The following is a 17,219-nucleotide window of genomic DNA, read 5'->3' on the forward strand; positions in this document are numbered from 1 at the left end:
TTTGGTGCAGTGCAGTAGCTTTGGGTTTCTGAGGAATTAGATATAAATAGTAAAAATGCTTTAGGATTATTCAAAATATAGTTTCAGTGGTTGAGATTTGGTTTTAAGAAAAGCAATAGATAACAAATAAAACAAAATAGGAGATTTACTAATGAAGTTAAAAGCCATTCATTCCTTGATGTTTGCTGCTGGTATGGCGGCAGCAACGCTGGCAAGTGCGCAGGCGCCAGCTCCAGCTCCGGCATCAGGCATTCCTCCAACCTGGGCTCAAGGCAGAACTCCTGATGGCATGAACCCATCATTGGCGCCAAACCCTCCTGGCATTACCGCAATGCCAGCAGATGAAATTCCAGTAAGCAAACTAAAAGTTCCAGCCGGCTTCAAGATTGAGCTCTGGGCATCTGGCATGCCCAATGGTCGTTCAATGACTGAATCACCAAGCGGCACTGTTTATGTAGGCACTCGCTTTACTGGTAATGTATATGCAGTGGTCACCAAAGATGGCAAACGTGAAGTGAAGACCATCGCTAAAGGATTACACCGTCCTAACGGCGTAGCATTTGCTAATGGCTCGCTCTACGTGGCTGAGTTGTCTCGCATTATTCGTTATGACAACATTGAGCAGAATTTGGATAATCCACCTGCTCCAGTAGTCGTGTTTGATGCATTGCCTAAAGATGAGCCACACGGTTGGAAGTTTATGAAGCTGAGCCCAGATGGCCAGTATTTGTATTTCCAGATTGGCACACCAGCGAATATCGTGGTGCCACCTTCAACTCATGCAACGATTGTGCGTTTGAACTTGAAGACCAACATTCTAGAAACTGTTGCAACTGGAGTTCGTAATAGCGTTGGTATGGACTTCCAACCAGGATCAAAAGAACTTTGGTTTACCAACAATGGTCGCGATTGGGTTGCGGAAGACAAACCAGGCGATACCCTAAATCGTTTAGTGCGTCCTAAAGGAATGAACTTTGGTTACCCTCATTGCCATCAAGGAGACTTCTTGGATCCAGAGTTTGGTAAAGGTCGTTCATGCGATGAGTTTGATAAGCCTGTCTATAACTTGGGAGCACACGTAGCAGCATTGGGTATGCGTTTTTATAACGGTAAGCAATTCCCAGCCGAATACAAAGGCAATATCTTTATTGCTGAACACGGTTCATGGAATAAAACTAAACGTGTTGGCTACCAAGTGGTTCGCGTAGTGCTCGATTCAAACAACAAGGTTGTGAAGTCTGAGCCATTTGTAACGGGATGGTTAGAGGGCGAAAACTTCTGGGGTCGTCCAGTAGATGTGCAAGTACTCAAAGACGGATCAATGTTGGTATCTGATGATGAGACTGGCGCTATCTTCCGCGTGTCATACGGCAAATGAAGGCAGCGTTAAAAACTAAGGCCATCCTTGGGGTGGCCTTTTTTACTTCCTTTGTTCTGTTAGGCTCTGCTAATTCTGATGCGGCTCCACCGGATGCGGTTGCCGGTAAGGCAAAAGCACAAACCTGCTTTGCTTGTCATGGTGAAAACGGTATTGGCATCTCCCCAGAAATTCCCAATCTGGCTGCGCAGCCTGCGCTTTCAATTACCTACCAGTTGATTCAGTTTCGTGGTCAACAGCGAAAAGGCGGTGCAATGGAGGCCCTCGCTGCAGGATTGAGCGATCAAGATATGCGCGACATTGCGGCGTATTACTCATCTTTGCCTTCGCCACCACCTCAATCGGGTAATGCAGAAAAGATTGCTAGGGGTCAGCAAATATCGAACACCCAGTATTGCAATTCATGCCATGGAGCCCAGTTGCAGGGGCAAAAACATATCGCGCGTCTTGCAGGACAATCCCCTGAATATCTAGTAACTCAGTTGAAGAATATTCGTTCTGGCAGTCGGGTGGATATGGATGGCACCATGGGAAGCGCGGCAAGAGGTTTAAGTGACGATGATATTGAAGCCATAGCGGCTTATGCTGCTTCGCTAAAATAGAGTTTTCAGATAAGCCGCCTAAACTTTGCAGTCTAAAAACCATTTTCTTCTTGTCGATTTCTTAAAGACCTTTGCTGCATTAACAATCATTCTTCATCACTTCTCGAGTTATGGGCAGATCGCAGAAGATGCGAAACTGCTCTTGCCAGGATTGATGACTTGGTTATTTGAGTATGGTCGTTATGCCGTACAAATCTTCTTGGTGATGGGTGGCTACTTAGCTGCCCAATCATTGACTCGAACTAGTAATCTAAAAAACCCACAAACGGTATTAAAGACGATCTTCAATCGTTACCTTCGTTTATTCGCGCCGTATGTAGTTGCGCTGATATTGACGATTATTTGCGCTTGGGTTGCGCGCTTCTGGGTTCAGGATGAGTTTGTTGGTGAATCTGAAACGATGGGGCAGTTCTTAGCCCATCTATTTTTCTTGCAGGGGATATTAGGATTAGACTCGATTTCTGCTGGGGTTTGGTACGTAGCAATTGATTGGCAGTTATATGCCATCTTAGCCATCATGTTGTCTATGTTTCCAGGCTACCGCTCTCTCATGTGGGTCTTGGCGATGCTTTGCGTTTCATCTTTGTTATTTTTTAATCGCTCTGGGGAATATGAGAACTACTTTATTTACTTCATTGGAGCGTATGGACTAGGTGTACTAGCGCAGCTTTGTAAAAACTATCCTGACCTCATAGTGAATCGCGTTGCCAGACTTTTTTTCATCGCAATAGGAATCATTATTTTGATATCCAGTTTTCATCAACTCTGGATTCGTAATATCTTGGCTTATGTAGTTGCTATCGCTCTAGTTATCTGGGGTGACTGGGCATACAAAGATCATGGTAAAGAACAAAGACGAGGCCACGAAAGCAGAGCTCACAAAATAGTGAATGCGATTCTTTGGGGAAGCAGGCGTTCGTATTGCGCCTTCTTGATTCACTTCTCTTTTGTCTTGCTTGCTAACACCTTATATATTGCTTGGGGTATGAACCAACGTCATGAAGGTGTATTGGCTATTGCTTTAATGCTCGTGGCAATAGCGGCAAGTTGGATTGCAGCAAACTTTCTTTATCGATGGGTTGAAGTTCCGTCCCGCAACTTAAAGCTTTAAGGCAGCTTTAAATGCCCATTTCCTTTAATACTCGAAAGATTTCTCGATAGGCTTTTGGCGGCTTATTCTGCTCTTTCTCTTTACGAGCATTCCGAATGAGTGTGCGCATATTCTGAATATCCATATCTGGATATTGCTCAATCATTTTGGTAAATGTCTCATCATTTGCAATGAGACGATCACGGTAGCTCTCGAGAAAATGTAACTTTGCTGTTTCTGCTTTGCTCACCCCTTGAATCGCATCAAGTCGTTTTTGGATTGCCTCAAGTTCTTCATCATCCAATGCTCGCATTAACTTGCCCAGGTATTGCTTATGGCGGCGTATTGCTTCAAAACTTTTAATTTTGTTGGTTTCTGCTACAGCGTTCTTGATGGTCTCATCAAGCGGGATAGTTTTTAGCGCATCACTACTTAAAGCTGCCAAAACCTCAGCTAACTTTTGACGCTCCGTCATTTGACGTTTTAGCTCAGACTTGCTTGGCCCTTCATCCTCCAGAGCTTTAGGGGTACGGTTTTTTTCGTTTAGATGCATGCTCTTATTTTAGACGGCTATTACTGTAAATAGCGGAATTGATTGAATCGAGCCCCTTATTTACCTAACTCTGAAGTTTGGTAAATAATAGAGTGATTCAAAATGCAATAAAAATAAATACAAGAGACTATGACCCAAACAGGCAATTACGACTACATCATTATTGGGGCTGGTAGTGCTGGCTGCATGTTAGCAAAGCGCCTAACTGAGAACCCAAATAAGAAGGTGTTGCTTATTGAAGCGGGCAAGAGCGACAACTACATTTGGATTCATATTCCGGTTGGGTATCTCTATTGCATTGATAACCCTCGTGCCGATTGGCGTTTTAAGACAGTTGCAGAAAAAGGCCTTAATGGTCGATCACTGCTTTACCCTCGTGGTCGAGTTCTTGGTGGCTGCTCTTCAATTAACGGCATGATCTATATGCGTGGCCAAGTCGGTGACTATGAGTCTTGGGTGCAAGCTACGGGTGATAATGCATGGTCTTGGGAGAATGCCCTTAAGCGTTACAAATCGTTTGAGGACTACCACGGCACTGCTAATCAGTGGCATAGCAAAGGCGGTGAGTGGACGGTTTCTAAGCAACGTTTACGTTGGCCCATCATGGATCGCTTTAAGGATGCGGCCGTAGAGGCTGGTATCCCTGCGTCAGATGACTTTAACTGTGGCGATAACTTTGGCGTGGGCTACTTTGATGTGAGTCAGCGCAAGGGTTGGCGACTCAATACATCAAAGGCATTTTTAAAAGATGCCATGAAGCGGGCTAATTTAACGGTGATCACAGATGCGGTGGTCACAAAACTGATGATCGACCCTGACACCAAAAATTGCTATGGGGTGGAATATCGCAAGGACGGCGTAATTCATCAATCTTTGATTAATCAAAGTGGCGAAGTCATTTTGAGTGCTGGCGCCATTGGTAGCGTGCAGATTTTGGAGCGGTCTGGTATTGGCGCCGCCGCGCATTTGAACAAATTAGGAATCCCGTTAATTGCAGATTTGCCCGGTGTCGGTGAGAACCTTCAAGACCATTTGCAATTGCGCATGGTATACAAAGTCAACGGTATCAAAACCCTGAACACCAAAGCCAATTCTCTGTTTGGAAAGCTGATGATTGCTCTGGAATATGTTTTTAAGCGCTCAGGCCCTATGTCAATGGCACCCTCACAGCTCGGAGCATTTGCTTATAGTTCGCCAGAGCAAAAGAGCGCCAATGTGGAATACCATGTTCAGCCCCTTTCGCTAGAGCGTTTTGGAGAAGATCTACATTCATTTAATGCATTTACAGCGAGTGTTTGTAACTTAAGACCCACATCACGTGGCAGTGTGCACATTGCCTCGACTGATCCCGAGGCTCCACCTATCATCAATCCAAATTACTTATCAACCGATGAAGATCGTAAGGTAGCTGCAGAGTCATTGCGCTTAACTCGGAAGATTGCTCAGCAAGCTGCACTAGCTCCATACAGTCCTGAAGAGTACAAGCCAGGTATGCAATATCAATCGGATGATGAGTTGGTGAAAGCAGCTGGCGATATCGGCACAACGATTTTCCATCCCGTGGGCACTTGCAAAATGGGTCGCGCTGATGATCCGATGGCGGTCCTGGATTCAGAATTGAAAGTGAGGGGCATAGGAAGATTGCGTGTAGTAGATGCGTCCGCTATGCCAACTATTACCTCTGGTAATACGGCAGCTCCAACCATGATGATTGCGCAACGCGCCGCAGAATTGTTGATACGTGAATAATTCCCAACTAAGACATGTAGGTCAAAGCCATTACCAGTTGCCGATCAGTCACTTATTGCTTGCTTTGGCGATCGTTGCGGTATGGGGTACCAACTTTGTCGTAATCAAAATTTCTTTGGCGAGTTTTCCGCCATTTGTATTTGCCGCGTTACGTTATATCTTTGCATTTTTGCCGGCAGCCTTTTTTTTACCAAGACCAAAAATCTCTTGGATCAATCTCTGTGTTTATGGTGTCGCAGTTGGGGTAGGTCAATTCGGTATTTTGTATTTTGCAATTGACGGCAATATTTCTCCAGGTTTGGCTTCTTTGGTGATTCAGACCCAAGTCTTTTTTACGATTGGTTTTGCCATGCTCTTTGCCAAAGAACGTCTGAAGTTGTATCAGACGGTGGCAGTGGCAGTGGCGATAACTGGACTTGGAATTATTGCAGCGCACACAGATTCAACAACAACTGCCTTGGGTTTGGCGCTAGTTGTGTTTTCTGGCTTTTCTTGGGGGGTTGCCAATACAGCGAGTCGTCGCGCTGGAGCTATCAATATGCTTGCCTATGTGGTCTGGGCTAGTCTGTATGCAATCCCGCCTCTAGTGTTAATGGCTTTAGTGTTTGAGGGTGGCTGGTCTACTGTAAGTCAATCTTTATTCAATGCACCTGTAGGTGCATGGCTAGGGGTCTTATGGCAATCCTGGGGAAATACTTTATTTGGTTATGGCGCTTGGGCATGGCTCTTATCAAAACACCCGGCAGCTGTAGTTGCCCCAGCCCCATTATTGGTACCCATATTTGGAATGGGGGCATCTGCCTATTTCTTAGGCGAGCCACTACCCCCATGGAAGATGGAGGCTGCTGGGTTAGTAATCACTGGCTTGATGGTGAATTTGTTTTGGCCAAACATTCGTAATCGATTCGCCAAATAAAGCCATCTACAAGACTGAAAAATGGCTAATGTAAAACCCTAATACAAAGCCCTTTTTTTGCTATTGCAATAACAGTAAGATAACTCTTCGTTATGCGTAGTACCTATAAAAAAGTTTTATTTCAATAGCATTTTTTAGTCATGGAGACTTTATGAAGATTCGTCATCACATTTTTGCAGTAGCAGCTACTGCAATGCTTGCAACAGGCGCTTACGCTGCCGATATCAAAGTGGGCGTTATCGGCCCATTCACTGGCGGCTCATCCTCAATGGGTGTGAGTATGCGCGACGGTGTGCGTTTGGCAACTAAAGAAATTAATGCCGCTGGCGGTATTAATGGCAACAAGATCGTATTGGTAGAGCGCGATGATGAAGCTAAAAATGAGCGTGGCGTTCAGATTACTCAAGAGTTCATTAATAACGAAAAAGTGGTTGCAACTCTTGGTTATATCAACACTGGTGTTGCATTAGCTTCACAACGTTTCTATCAAGAAGCAAAGATTCCAGTATTGAATAACGTTGCAACAGGTTCATTGATTACCCATCAATTCCCAAATGCGCCCGAGAACTATGTGTTCCGTAATGCTGCTGCTGACAATATTCAAGCACCAATGATCGCTAAAGAAGCGGTTGAGAAGCGCGGCTTGAAGAAGGTTGCGATTTTGGCTGACTCTACAAACTATGGTCAGTTGGGCCGTGAAGACTTAGAAAAAGCCTTGAAGACTTATGGCGTAACTCCTGTGGCTACAGAAAAATTCAACATCGGTGACGTTGATATGACTTCTCAGTTGCTCAAAGCAAAAAATGCTGGCGCTGAAGTTATTTTGACTTATGCAATTGGACCAGAGTTGGCGCAAATTGCTAACGGTATGGCTAAGTTGGGTTGGAAAAAACCAATGATCGGTAGCTGGACTTTGTCTATGGCTAGCTTCATTGATACTGCAGGCAAGAATGGTGATGGCGCAACAATGCCACAGACTTACATTCAGACTCCATCAACAACTGCTAAGCGTAAGGCTTTCCAAGAAGCGTACTTGAAAGAGTTCAAGCCAAAGAACAACAACATTGCTTCTCCAGTTTCTGCTGCTCAAGGTTACGACTCTGTATACCTCTTGGCCGCAGCTATTAAACAAGCTAACAGCACTGAAGGACCAAAGATTTTGGCAGCATTGCAAGATCTTAAGACCCCGGTTGATGGCGTTGTCATTAGCTACAACAAGCCATTCTCTGCAACTGACCATGAGGCTATCAAAGCTAAAGACGTCGTTATGGGTGTAGTTGAAAATGGTCGCGTTGAGTTCTTGAATTCTGAGGACGCAAAAGCGAAGAAGAAGTAATTCTTTCTAGTCAGCGGCGGAATTTTTAAAATCTTCCGCACTGCAACATTTGTACTCACAAAGCGCCGCCCAAAAAGCGGCGTTTTGCTTACAATGTCGGATTCTTTAATAAAAAGTATTAAAAATAATTAGGCCAACTTTATGGAAATGCTTGCACAAATCCTTTCAAGCGGAATAGCAGTGGGAATGATCTATGCGGTCATCGCTTTCGGCTTTCAGCTCACATTTGCTACATCAGGCACATTGAACTTCGGACAGGGTGAGGCCTTGATGTTGGGTGCGCTTGTCGGCTTAACTTGTGTGGATACCTTTGGTATGAACTACTGGGTAATGATTCCGGTAGTGTGCTTATTCGGTATGTTGCAAGGTAGCTTCGTTGAATTAATTGGCGTACGTCCTGCAATCAAAATTAAATCCGAGTTTGGTTGGATTATGTCGACGATTGCGCTTGGCATTATTTTCAAAAACGTCGCAGAAAATATTTGGGGTCGTGATGCATTGCCATTTCCAGCTCCATTGCCAATGGAGCCAATGAATTTCCTCGGTGCGAACATTCTCCCAATGGAAATTTTGGTGGTTGTTGGTGCTTTAGTAATGATGTTATTGGTCGAGTTCTTTAATCGCAAAACCATTTACGGTAAGGCAGTTGTAGCAACTGCAAATGACCGCGATGCAGCGGGCCTCATGGGCATCAACACCAGCATGGTAATTACTTTCTCTTATGCTTTATCTTCTTTAACAGCGGCGTTTGCTGGTGTATTGATTGCCCCTTTAACCTTGACTGGCGCAACCATGGGTGGTGCGCTTGGTTTGAAAGCGTTCGCTGTGGCAATTATTGGCGGTCTATCAAGTGGCCTTGGCATTATTGTTGGCGGCCTCATTTTAGGAATTGTGGAAACTGCAACCGGTTTCTATGTATCGACTGGCTATAAAGATGTACCGGGTTTGATTTTGTTATTGCTTGTATTGGCATACAAACCATCTGGTCTCTTTGGTAAATCTGCAATTAAGAAAGTTTAATAATGAAGAAGTCTCTACTACCTCTATTAATTGCGATTGCGGCACTCTTTTGTTTGCCTCTATTTATTCATAACCCGTACTACATTCACTTAGTAGAAACGATTCTGATCTACACCATTCTTTTGTTTGGTCTAGACATCGTTGTAGGTTATGTAGGTCAGGTGTCATTGGGCCATGCAGCTTTGTTCGGCATTGGTTCGTACACTGCTGGCGTTCTATATTTCCATTTTGGTTGGACTATTTGGGCAACCCTCCCGGCATCCGTCGTCGTCACCTCCATTTTTGGTGGCATCTTGGCATTGCCAGCGCTGAAGGTAATCGGCCCTTACTTGGCGATGGTGACTTTGGCCTTCGGAACCATTACTCAGATCCTGATCAATGAAATGACCTGGATGACTGAAGGCCCATTGGGAATCAAGATTCCAAAGCCAGACCTCATGGGTGTGCCTATGACCAAAGCAGAGTATTTCTGGTTGGTTTTGGCGGTTTTGGTAGCGTCTTTAATTGTTGTGGATCGTTTCGTTAAATCTCAAATTGGTCGTGCGTTTGAAGCTTTACGTGATAGCCCGATTGCATGTGACTGTATGGGTGTATCCGTATACCGCTTTAAGGTGATCGCATTTGTGATTAGCGCGGCTTTTGCTGGCTTGGCTGGTTGCTTATATGCTTATTCAGAGCAATACATCTCTCCAAATACTTATAACAATGAATTAGCGGTTCTATTCTTGTTGGGCATCATCATGGGTGGCCGTAAGTCACGCCTCGGTGCTCTCATTGGTGCAGCGATTATCGTGTTGTTGCCTAAGTTATTGGACGACATCAACTTGTTCCGTATCGTTGCGTCGATCATTGCGATCGCTGTAGTGGTAGGTGCTGGCTTGGCTCTCTCCAAGAAAGTAACTACTCCAAGAAGGGTTGCAGTTCCAATCGCTGGCGTAGTCGGCTTGGCTGCATTCTCATTCTGGCTCAATACCATTTCAGACTGGCGTTTGAGTATTTTTGGTTTCATGATTTTGTTGGTGGTGTATTACTTGCAAAACGGAATTGTGGGTTTTGCGAAGAGCTTCTATCAGTCCATTACTGGCAAAGCAAAAACTACTCGTGGCAGCGAAGTTGAAGCGGTTGATGACTCCATTAGCTTTATTAGTGCTGTGGGCACTCAAAATACCGGTTCAGAACTCTTAAAGGTAGATTCTGTATTGATGCAGTTCGGTGGCTTGAAAGCGCTGAACAATGTTGATCTCAGTATTAAGCGCGGCACTATTCATGGTTTGATTGGCCCTAACGGCTCTGGCAAGAGCACCATGATGAACGTATTGACTGGTATCTACGTGCCTACTGCAGGTAACGTGTTGTATGCCGGTGAGAGTGTTGTTGGTAAGACCTCTTCCGATATCGCTTTGTCTGGTATTGCGCGTACTTTCCAAAACGTACAGTTGTTCGGTGAGATGACTGCTATCCAAAATATTTTGGTTGGTTTGCATCACACCTTCAAGTCCAACATGCTTGAAGTAGCTTTAAATCTGCCACGTTACAAGCGCGAGTCTGCTGAAGCGCATGCTCGTGCGATGGCCTTGTTGAAGTTTGTTGGCTTGGATGATTTGGCTAATGAAGAAGCGCGTAACTTGCCATACGGTAAGCAGCGTTTATTAGAAATTGCTCGTGCATTGGCACTCGACCCAGAGCTACTCCTCTTGGATGAGCCAGCTGCAGGTTTAACAGCTCCTGATATCAAAGAGCTCTTGCGCATTATTCGCAAGATTCGCGATAACGGCATTACCTTCATCTTGATTGAGCATCACATGGATGTGGTGATGTCAGTGTGCGATACCGTTTCTGTATTGGACTTCGGTCAGAAGATTGCAGAAGGTAAGCCAGCTGAAGTTCAGGCAAACGAAAAGGTGATTCATGCCTACTTGGGTACTTAATCACTAGAACAATATTGAACGGTAAATACCATGTTATCTATTAAGAATCTTGAAGCAGGCTACGGAAAAGTCAAAGTTCTCCACGGCATCAATATTGATGTGCCTAAGGGACAAGTGATTACCTTGATTGGCTCAAACGGTGCTGGCAAAACCACAACCATGCGTGCTATCACCGGTATGATCAAACCCACTGCTGGTGAAGTGAGCTTGGGCGGCGAAAAAATTGATGGTTACGACTCGCACAAAATCGCTCGTTTAGGTTTGGCACATAGCCCAGAGGGTCGCCGTGTGTTTACAACGATGTCTGTTACGGACAATTTGTTGCTTGGCGCGTTTCCGCGTTTTACTGGAAGTCGCCCAAAGGGTGACATCAAGAACGATCTAGAAAAAGCCCTAGAAATGTTTCCGCGTTTGAAAGAGCGTCGTAATCAATTGGCGGGCACTTTATCTGGCGGTGAGCAGCAGATGTTAGCAATGGCTCGTGCAGTCATGTTGAACCCAGAAATCATTCTTTTGGATGAGCCTTCGATGGGTCTTGCACCAATTTTGGTGGAAGAGGTTTTCAAGATTATTTCTAATCTGAAGTCTCAAGGTGTAACCATGTTGTTGGTTGAGCAATTTGCTGCAGCGGCATTGAATGTTGCTGATTATGGTTATGTATTAGAGAACGGTAAGATTGCAACCCATGGCCCAGCAGCCAAACTCAAAGATGATCCCGCTGTGAAAGCGGCCTACTTGGGCGGAGCAGGTGGTCACTAAGTTGCATCTATTGGTAGATAGTCATCAGTAATAAAAAAGCCCTTTTTCAAGGGCTTTTTTAATGCCTATTTTTTAATTGATTGGAAAACCTACCTTCAGAATATATTCATTGACGGTGTGGCTATCCCATACTCTTGCGTTGGAGCATTCTGCTTCGCCACCACCCATGCAGGTACCACCAGCTAGCTGATAACGCCATGCTCCTGTGACCCACCAGTCTTTGGCGGCGTAGTGCAAATTGGGTCCAACAAATGTGGCGCGTTGTACTTGATTGCGCAAATTGAGCTCAGAGTAGTCATTATGAAAGCGTGCCTCGACACCCGCTGACCACTTCGGGGCAAATCGATAGCTGGCCCCAACCAGAATATCCAGCATGGATTCTGGGACGTTACCGTTTTCTATAAATTTCAGACGCTCATTCGCAACCACGATATTGCTGGCGACCACTAAGCGGTCATCAATAAAGTTTGATTGCAGCAAGAGGCGTGCTTCGATCTCATCTTTATTTCTTCCCCAACTTGGCTCGAGATAGAGACCTACACCAATGGGTGAGGTAACAGGATTGGTAATGCGATAAATTGCCTCGAGAGAGCCACCTTCAATTCCACCTTTTCTGTAGGCTTTTGATGGATCGTGGGAGGAGGGGACGCCATATCCACCAGTGCAACTTGGCGCGTCTTCACATGCCTCTGAATTAGTGTAGTTTTGGTTGGCGCTGGTGTAATAAGAATTAATGTAGCCGGCGATTTGTAAATCATTCGTGAGGCCGTACTCCAATTCTGTTCTAGCAGTCCAGGCGTCATATGATCCCGCTGCTTGCTGTTGATTGAGTTGTAGTCGTTGCTCAAACTCTAAGGTTCCTTTGGGTTGTAAATCGAGGGTATAAATCCAGCCAAATACGCCTTCACCAGCATTTGCAAAAGAGATGTGCAAGGTGGCGGCAAGAAATAGGCTGAATGCCAAAAGTCTTTTGATAGTGAGTTTCATAGAGGATCTTCATCTTTTTGAGAGTTGATTGAAAGTGATCGAATGGGTAATTCGAATCGGAATCCAATATAGCAAATCAAATAAGAATGATTCTCAAATAGGTATAAGACCATTCTCGAATAAATGGCTAGATGAATACGGGATTAGATTTGAAATCAACGCGCAGCTGCGCTGTTTACTCGGCTTTTATTTCTTTATAGCTTGTAAGATGCATATATGAATTCACAAGCATTAGAAAAATTAGTTTTAATGAAAATGCCATTTGGTAAGCATGCAGGTCGCGCCATTGCAGATCTACCAGGAAATTACTTGGCGTGGTTCGCGCGCGAGGGATTTCCGAAGAGTGAGCTCGGTGAATTGCTTGAATTAATGCACACGCTTGATCACAATGGCTTACGTGGTCTCTTAGCGCCTATACAAAAGGCGCAAAAAGCACAAAAAGCGCAAAGTGCTCAAAGAGCATACAACGTACGTGATTAATTTACTTTGATCGAACGATGACAGTTACGCGTTTTTGCTCGTAAGAGACGCCAGGAGTTTCTGGCGGACTACTTTGACTCAGCTCGATTGCCACCTGGGTTTGCGACTGGAGTTGATTGGAAATCTGTTTCGCTAGCTCAGTATTCTGATCGTATTGAATCTGAACGCTAGCAACTTTGCCCGCTTTGATTTCATTAAGAATCGCGTTTACCTTCTCAGTCAAATAGGTATCAAAAAATACGGGATACCAGCCCCCTACTGAGCCCACATGCTGGCCGGTCTTGATGGAGTTAGGCTTGGTTGGCATTGAGTTGAGTGAAGTAGGTTCGCTTTGAATCGGCAAATGAAAGTCGATACCCGTTTTAGTTACCAATTCCGCATATGAAATCGGTGGCGTCATTAATGCGTCATTGGAATTTTCAATCCAATAAGCCCACGCAGAATTTTTACTAGGGTCATATACCAATTTATATAAATGACTCGGTATCGTGACATGGCTTCTTCCTATGCTTCCTTGATTTCCGGTCGAGCCGGTAAAGACATAAATATCTCCCAGGGCTCTTTTGGCGTAATGTCTGGTCGGCTCCTCAACATTCTTAGCCCAGATGCCCTGATTATTTTGTCTAGCCTGCGGCATCATATTGGCCAAGGAAAATGATTGGGCCATCGCCCTCTCATTGCTCATATCGCCTGCGGGTGCGTTGTGGCCGCGGTCATAGCCGCTGGCTCGATAGTCAGAGAGAAGAGCTCTTTCTGAAAATGGGAGTCTAGCCTCTTCATAAAACTGGTTGCTTCTTCGTGGATGTGGCGCTGACAACTGTTCTCGATTGAGTTTCTCGACAACATAAATTGGTTTCTTATCTTGGGGTGAGTAGTAAACCGCAAAGCTATCAAAACAGAGATCTCGACCCACTTGAGTGGCAGTAGGAATGCGCTGATTGGGAAAAAGTTCCTTGCAGTCATCGAAAACGGCCAGCACGCTCAGAGGCGTTAATAGGCATCCAACTAGAGCGAAGAGGCTCATTAACCGACGCAAGTGAACCAAGCGAGCTAGCCGAAGCGAGCAAAGTAAGTTAGGTGATCTGAGTTCTATATTCATTACCCATAAGTGTAGGGCTAGCCTTTTCCTCCATGCTTGGTGTTCGCCATAGAGCTAGTGCAAAGTCAGCTTACTTTCATAGAGTAGTGCAGCGTCAAGGCCTTATAAATAGTGCCTTGCAGCAATCACGGTTGATAACTACCGGTAGAAAATAATATGAGCTTAAACACTAGATGTATGGTTTTTGTGGGCGATTTTTGATTCCAAATAGTAAAAAACTTGGAAATTAGCCAATTTTTTATAGAATGAAATTAGTGCCCCCTAACACCTATAAGTAATTGATTTATATGTACTTATTCCTGAATTTAGGTGGGATATTCGGGAACTCCCGTATTTCAACAACTAAAAGTTATTGAAATTTACTTCTTTATTCTTGACTTGATATAAGAACCTTTTTAGGATGACCCATGTTTTTAATATATTGCGATGCAGCATAAAACAGTTAGGCAAATGTTTTGATTGTTTTGGGGTGTCGCAAACCAGTGAATGAGTAAATGTGTAACAAACAATTTGAGTGAGATGCGGGAGTCGCAACCAGCTATGCTGGCTGCAAAAGACCTGCTAGCCCATGCTATGGCTCCGGTATACCGAGTCGTTAATGGCTTGCTCGTTGTTACGGTATTTATGGTGGTCGGTCTCTGGCTTTCGGGCAATGGCACCAATGCTGGCGCATTCGACTTAGCTCGTATTTTGGTTCCAGATGAGGCACGTCACATCGTATGGAGTAATGGTTTTGGCATGCTCGAGCAATACAAGGCGAATGAGAATGTCGCAACCGCTTCCGATACAGACATTGCCTCGGTGATTTATCAAAAGTCAGCTCAACACGCATCTGGACTGACGAGTGTGAAGCAACAAACTGTTGCTTTGTTAATGCCTTCGGTGGCGCAAATGCAGGTGAAATCGATCTCCCATTTAGCCGATCGTATCCCGGCATCTAAGTTAGATCCTCAGGCACTGGATAGCAATTTGATGGGCTCTATTCAGAATCAACGCGCTGTGGCGGATTTCTTTGAGAAAAAATACAACCTCGATCGCAACAAGATTGAAGAATATGTGTCGAACACGATCTTGATCGCCAAAGAGGTCAATATCGATCCAGTTTTATTGCTCGCAGTGATTTCAGTGGAATCCAATTTCAACCCAAATACAAAGAGCCAAGCTGGTGCAGAAGGCCTCATGCAAGTGATGACATCTGTTCACCGTGAGAAATATGCTTTGTATGGTGGAACGCAACAAGCAGTGAAACCTGAAGTCAACATTCGTGTAGGCGCATATATCCTAAAGTACTTAATTGCCACAGCAGGTTCATTGCGCAATGGCTTGAAGTACTACGTAGGCGCTGCTAACGCCGAAGACGATGGTGGTTATGCCGATAAAGTATTGGCAGAACGCAATCGATTAATTGGCCTATGCCAAACCAAATCTATGAACCGTCTGACTTTGAATGGAAAGTCTCTGCGTTCTTAATTAATGAGATGACTAATTGATAGTCACCTGATAAATAAAAAGCCACCCAAGGGTGGCTTTTGTGTTTTTGTATTACGCAGTGAAGTTTTAGTTCACACCATGCAATTCCACATCAAACACGAGCGTAGCGTTAGGAGGAATAACGCCGCCTGCGCCACGAGCACCATAGCCCATATCGGCGGGAATGATCAGGGTACGCTTGCCACCAATTTTCATGCCTGCAACGCCTTGATCCCAGCCTTTGATAACGTGACCAGCACCTAATGGGAAGCTAAATAGTTGTCCACGATCAAGCGAGCTATCAAATTTTTGGCCCTTTTGGTCTGGCGCATTTTCATCGTAGAGCCAGCCGGTGTAATGCACGTCAACGTGATTACCTGCAGTTGCTTCTTTGCCATCGCCAACGACAGTATCGATTTTCTTGAGTTCTGACATGATGTATTCCTTAATGTTTCCCTTAGGTATTTCTATAGGTTTAAATGACTGGCTAGTATAGGCGCATCAGGCTTTGATGGTCTTGCGTTGCTGAAGGCCCAACCAAACTAGTGCAACTGCGGTAATCGTAGCGGGAATGAGTGAGCCTAAATTCAGGATTTCCCAGCCTTGAGAGGTAATAAGGGCGCCTGATCCAAAAGAGGTAAACGCCATAGTGCCGAACACAAAGAAATTAATTGCAGCTTGCGCTTTGTCTCGCTCACTTGGTTTGTAGGCTGTCATGGCTAGAGAAGTAGATCCAGTGAATAGGAAATTCCAGCCCACGCCAAGCAAAAAGAGAGCAATGAAGAATTGATGAAGGTCTGTCCCGCTCAAGGCAATCAATATACAAATGAAATTAAGACCGACTCCAAGCCCCATGATTTTGAGGGCGCCAAAGCGTTGAATAAGTGCTCCAGTAAAAAATCCAGGCGCAAACATGCCAATGACATGCCACTCCAGTACTAGGGCGGTGTCCGAGAATGGCAGGCCGCAAATTTGCATCGCCAGTGGTGTGGCTGCCATGAGGAGATTCATAACGCCATAACCAAGTGCTGCGCCAATGACTGCTACCAAGAAGACGGGCTGACGCAGAATGATATTGAGAGGTCTGCCGTCGGAGAGGGTGTGATGGGTTTTGAATTCCTCCGGAAAGTGAATGAACTGCATCACAACAATTCCGATGAAGGCTGCAATGGAAAGGGATAAGTAAGCACCCAAGAAGGCGGTCTCAAATAGATTGCGAGTCCAAGAAGCTAGGTTAGGGCCGATCACTGCGCCCAGAATGCCCCCAGCTAAAACCCATGAGACAGCCTTATCTCGCTGACTTACTTCAGTGAGCTCTGCCGCCGCAAAACGATAGAGCTGCCCGTTGGCGCTGTAGTAACCAGCAATGAAAGTGCCGATCACTAATAGCCAGAAGTTTTTACTAAATGCCGCATAGGCGCAAAGTAGTGCTGATAAGGCAGCCACCAAAAGACCAAGCTGAAAAGAAATTTTTCGGCCAAAGTGATTTTGTGACTTAGCAACCAAGGAAGTTGAAAAAGCTGCGCCGACAACATAGCCCATGACGGGCAACGTGGCCATCCAGCTCACGGGGGCAAGGCTATAGCCAACTAGGCCATTAATAGCAATAAAAGTGACATTGTTGGTCAGGAATAGGCCCTGGCAAATAATGAGCAATAAGAGGTTCTTATTTAGCAGGGGATGCTGGTTACTGGGCATGGCATGCAGTTTACGAGGAAATGAATGCCGCTGCCGTCTTGGTGGATTCCCTTAAATTGGGCGTTATATGCGGTTTTTGGGCGAAAAACCTTAATTTATGGCAATCCCGATGATTTAAAATTGAACTCTCGCCTCATTGGCAAAAAGGTACGTT

At 45.0% G+C, this 17,219-nt stretch carries 16 protein-coding genes; 11 read left to right on the forward strand and 5 right to left on the reverse strand.

Features of this window, described 5'->3' with window-relative positions; translation table 11 throughout:
• The first annotated feature begins 151 nt into the window (after window positions 1-151).
• From ICV39_RS01895 to ICV39_RS01905, 3 genes are read left to right on the forward strand one after another with little or no spacing between them, the layout of a single operon-like run.
• Complete coding sequence (locus tag ICV39_RS01895) at window positions 152-1,378, forward strand: sorbosone dehydrogenase family protein (protein ID WP_251372705.1); 1,227 nt, start codon at window positions 152-154, stop codon at window positions 1,376-1,378.
• A complete protein-coding gene (locus tag ICV39_RS01900; protein WP_215390224.1) occupies window positions 1,375-1,980 on the forward strand; it encodes a cytochrome c in 606 nt (201 codons plus the stop codon). Before ICV39_RS01895 ends, ICV39_RS01900 begins: the two co-directional genes overlap by 4 nt.
• Before the next feature lie 25 nt (window positions 1,981-2,005).
• Window positions 2,006-3,091, forward strand: a complete 1,086-nt coding sequence (locus ICV39_RS01905) for an acyltransferase (RefSeq protein ID WP_215390225.1) — start codon at window positions 2,006-2,008, stop codon at window positions 3,089-3,091.
• Window positions 3,092-3,098: 7 nt separating this feature from the next.
• Here ICV39_RS01905 and yjgA read toward each other — a convergent pair whose 3' ends face one another.
• Window positions 3,099-3,623, reverse strand: coding sequence for a ribosome biogenesis factor YjgA (gene yjgA, locus ICV39_RS01910; RefSeq protein WP_215390226.1), 525 nt, complete (start codon window positions 3,621-3,623; stop codon window positions 3,099-3,101).
• A 129-nt stretch (window positions 3,624-3,752) separates the two neighbouring features.
• Between yjgA and ICV39_RS01915 the strand changes: the two genes are divergently transcribed.
• From ICV39_RS01915 to ICV39_RS01940, 6 genes are all read left to right on the forward strand, one after another.
• A complete protein-coding gene (locus tag ICV39_RS01915) occupies window positions 3,753-5,372 on the forward strand; it encodes a GMC family oxidoreductase (RefSeq protein WP_215390227.1) in 1,620 nt (539 codons plus the stop codon).
• Window positions 5,373-5,409: 37 nt separating this feature from the next.
• Window positions 5,410-6,288, forward strand: coding sequence for an EamA family transporter (locus ICV39_RS01920; protein ID WP_215390832.1), 879 nt, complete (start codon window positions 5,410-5,412; stop codon window positions 6,286-6,288).
• Between the two features lie 151 nt (window positions 6,289-6,439).
• Entirely contained in the window at window positions 6,440-7,624 is a 1,185-nt protein-coding gene (locus tag ICV39_RS01925) for an ABC transporter substrate-binding protein (protein WP_215390228.1), read from the forward strand.
• Window positions 7,625-7,765: 141 nt separating this feature from the next.
• A complete protein-coding gene (locus ICV39_RS01930; protein WP_173955126.1) occupies window positions 7,766-8,644 on the forward strand; it encodes a branched-chain amino acid ABC transporter permease in 879 nt (292 codons plus the stop codon).
• 2 nt (window positions 8,645-8,646) lie between these two features.
• Window positions 8,647-10,572, forward strand: a complete 1,926-nt coding sequence (locus tag ICV39_RS01935; protein ID WP_215390229.1) for an ATP-binding cassette domain-containing protein — start codon at window positions 8,647-8,649, stop codon at window positions 10,570-10,572.
• 30 nt (window positions 10,573-10,602) lie between these two features.
• Window positions 10,603-11,331: an ABC transporter ATP-binding protein gene (locus tag ICV39_RS01940; protein WP_173955127.1), complete on the forward strand. Its 729-nt coding sequence runs from the start codon at window positions 10,603-10,605 to the stop codon at window positions 11,329-11,331.
• A gap of 72 nt (window positions 11,332-11,403) precedes the next feature.
• Here the strand turns inward: ICV39_RS01940 and ICV39_RS01945 are convergent, their stop codons facing one another.
• Window positions 11,404-12,318 carry a DUF6662 family protein gene (locus ICV39_RS01945; RefSeq protein WP_215390230.1) on the reverse strand — a complete coding sequence of 305 codons (915 nt, stop codon included), beginning with the start codon at window positions 12,316-12,318 and terminating at the stop codon, window positions 11,404-11,406.
• A gap of 216 nt (window positions 12,319-12,534) precedes the next feature.
• On the opposite strand from ICV39_RS01945, the gene ICV39_RS01950 reads away from it, so the two are divergent.
• Entirely contained in the window at window positions 12,535-12,798 is a 264-nt protein-coding gene (locus ICV39_RS01950; RefSeq protein WP_215390231.1) for a DUF3820 family protein, read from the forward strand.
• A gap of 1 nt (window position 12,799) precedes the next feature.
• On the opposite strand, the gene ICV39_RS01955 is transcribed toward ICV39_RS01950, so the two are convergent.
• Entirely contained in the window at window positions 12,800-13,822 is a 1,023-nt protein-coding gene (locus ICV39_RS01955) for a DNA/RNA non-specific endonuclease (protein WP_215390232.1), read from the reverse strand.
• A gap of 594 nt (window positions 13,823-14,416) precedes the next feature.
• On the opposite strand from ICV39_RS01955, the gene ICV39_RS01960 reads away from it, so the two are divergent.
• Window positions 14,417-15,367: a transglycosylase SLT domain-containing protein gene (locus ICV39_RS01960; protein ID WP_251372706.1), complete on the forward strand. Its 951-nt coding sequence runs from the start codon at window positions 14,417-14,419 to the stop codon at window positions 15,365-15,367.
• An 87-nt stretch (window positions 15,368-15,454) separates the two neighbouring features.
• Here ICV39_RS01960 and ICV39_RS01965 read toward each other — a convergent pair whose 3' ends face one another.
• Both ICV39_RS01965 and ICV39_RS01970 read right to left on the reverse strand, forming a co-directional pair.
• Entirely contained in the window at window positions 15,455-15,802 is a 348-nt protein-coding gene (locus ICV39_RS01965) for an FKBP-type peptidyl-prolyl cis-trans isomerase (RefSeq protein WP_215390234.1), read from the reverse strand.
• Window positions 15,803-15,868: 66 nt separating this feature from the next.
• On the reverse strand, window positions 15,869-17,065 hold the full coding sequence (locus tag ICV39_RS01970) for an MFS transporter (RefSeq protein ID WP_215390235.1): 1,197 nt from the start codon (window positions 17,063-17,065) through the stop codon (window positions 15,869-15,871).
• Window positions 17,066-17,219: the final 154 nt, after the last annotated feature.

Origin of the sequence: Polynucleobacter sp. MWH-UH25E, from assembly GCF_018687095.1 — a bacterium.
Lineage (GTDB): Bacteria > Pseudomonadota > Gammaproteobacteria > Burkholderiales > Burkholderiaceae > Polynucleobacter.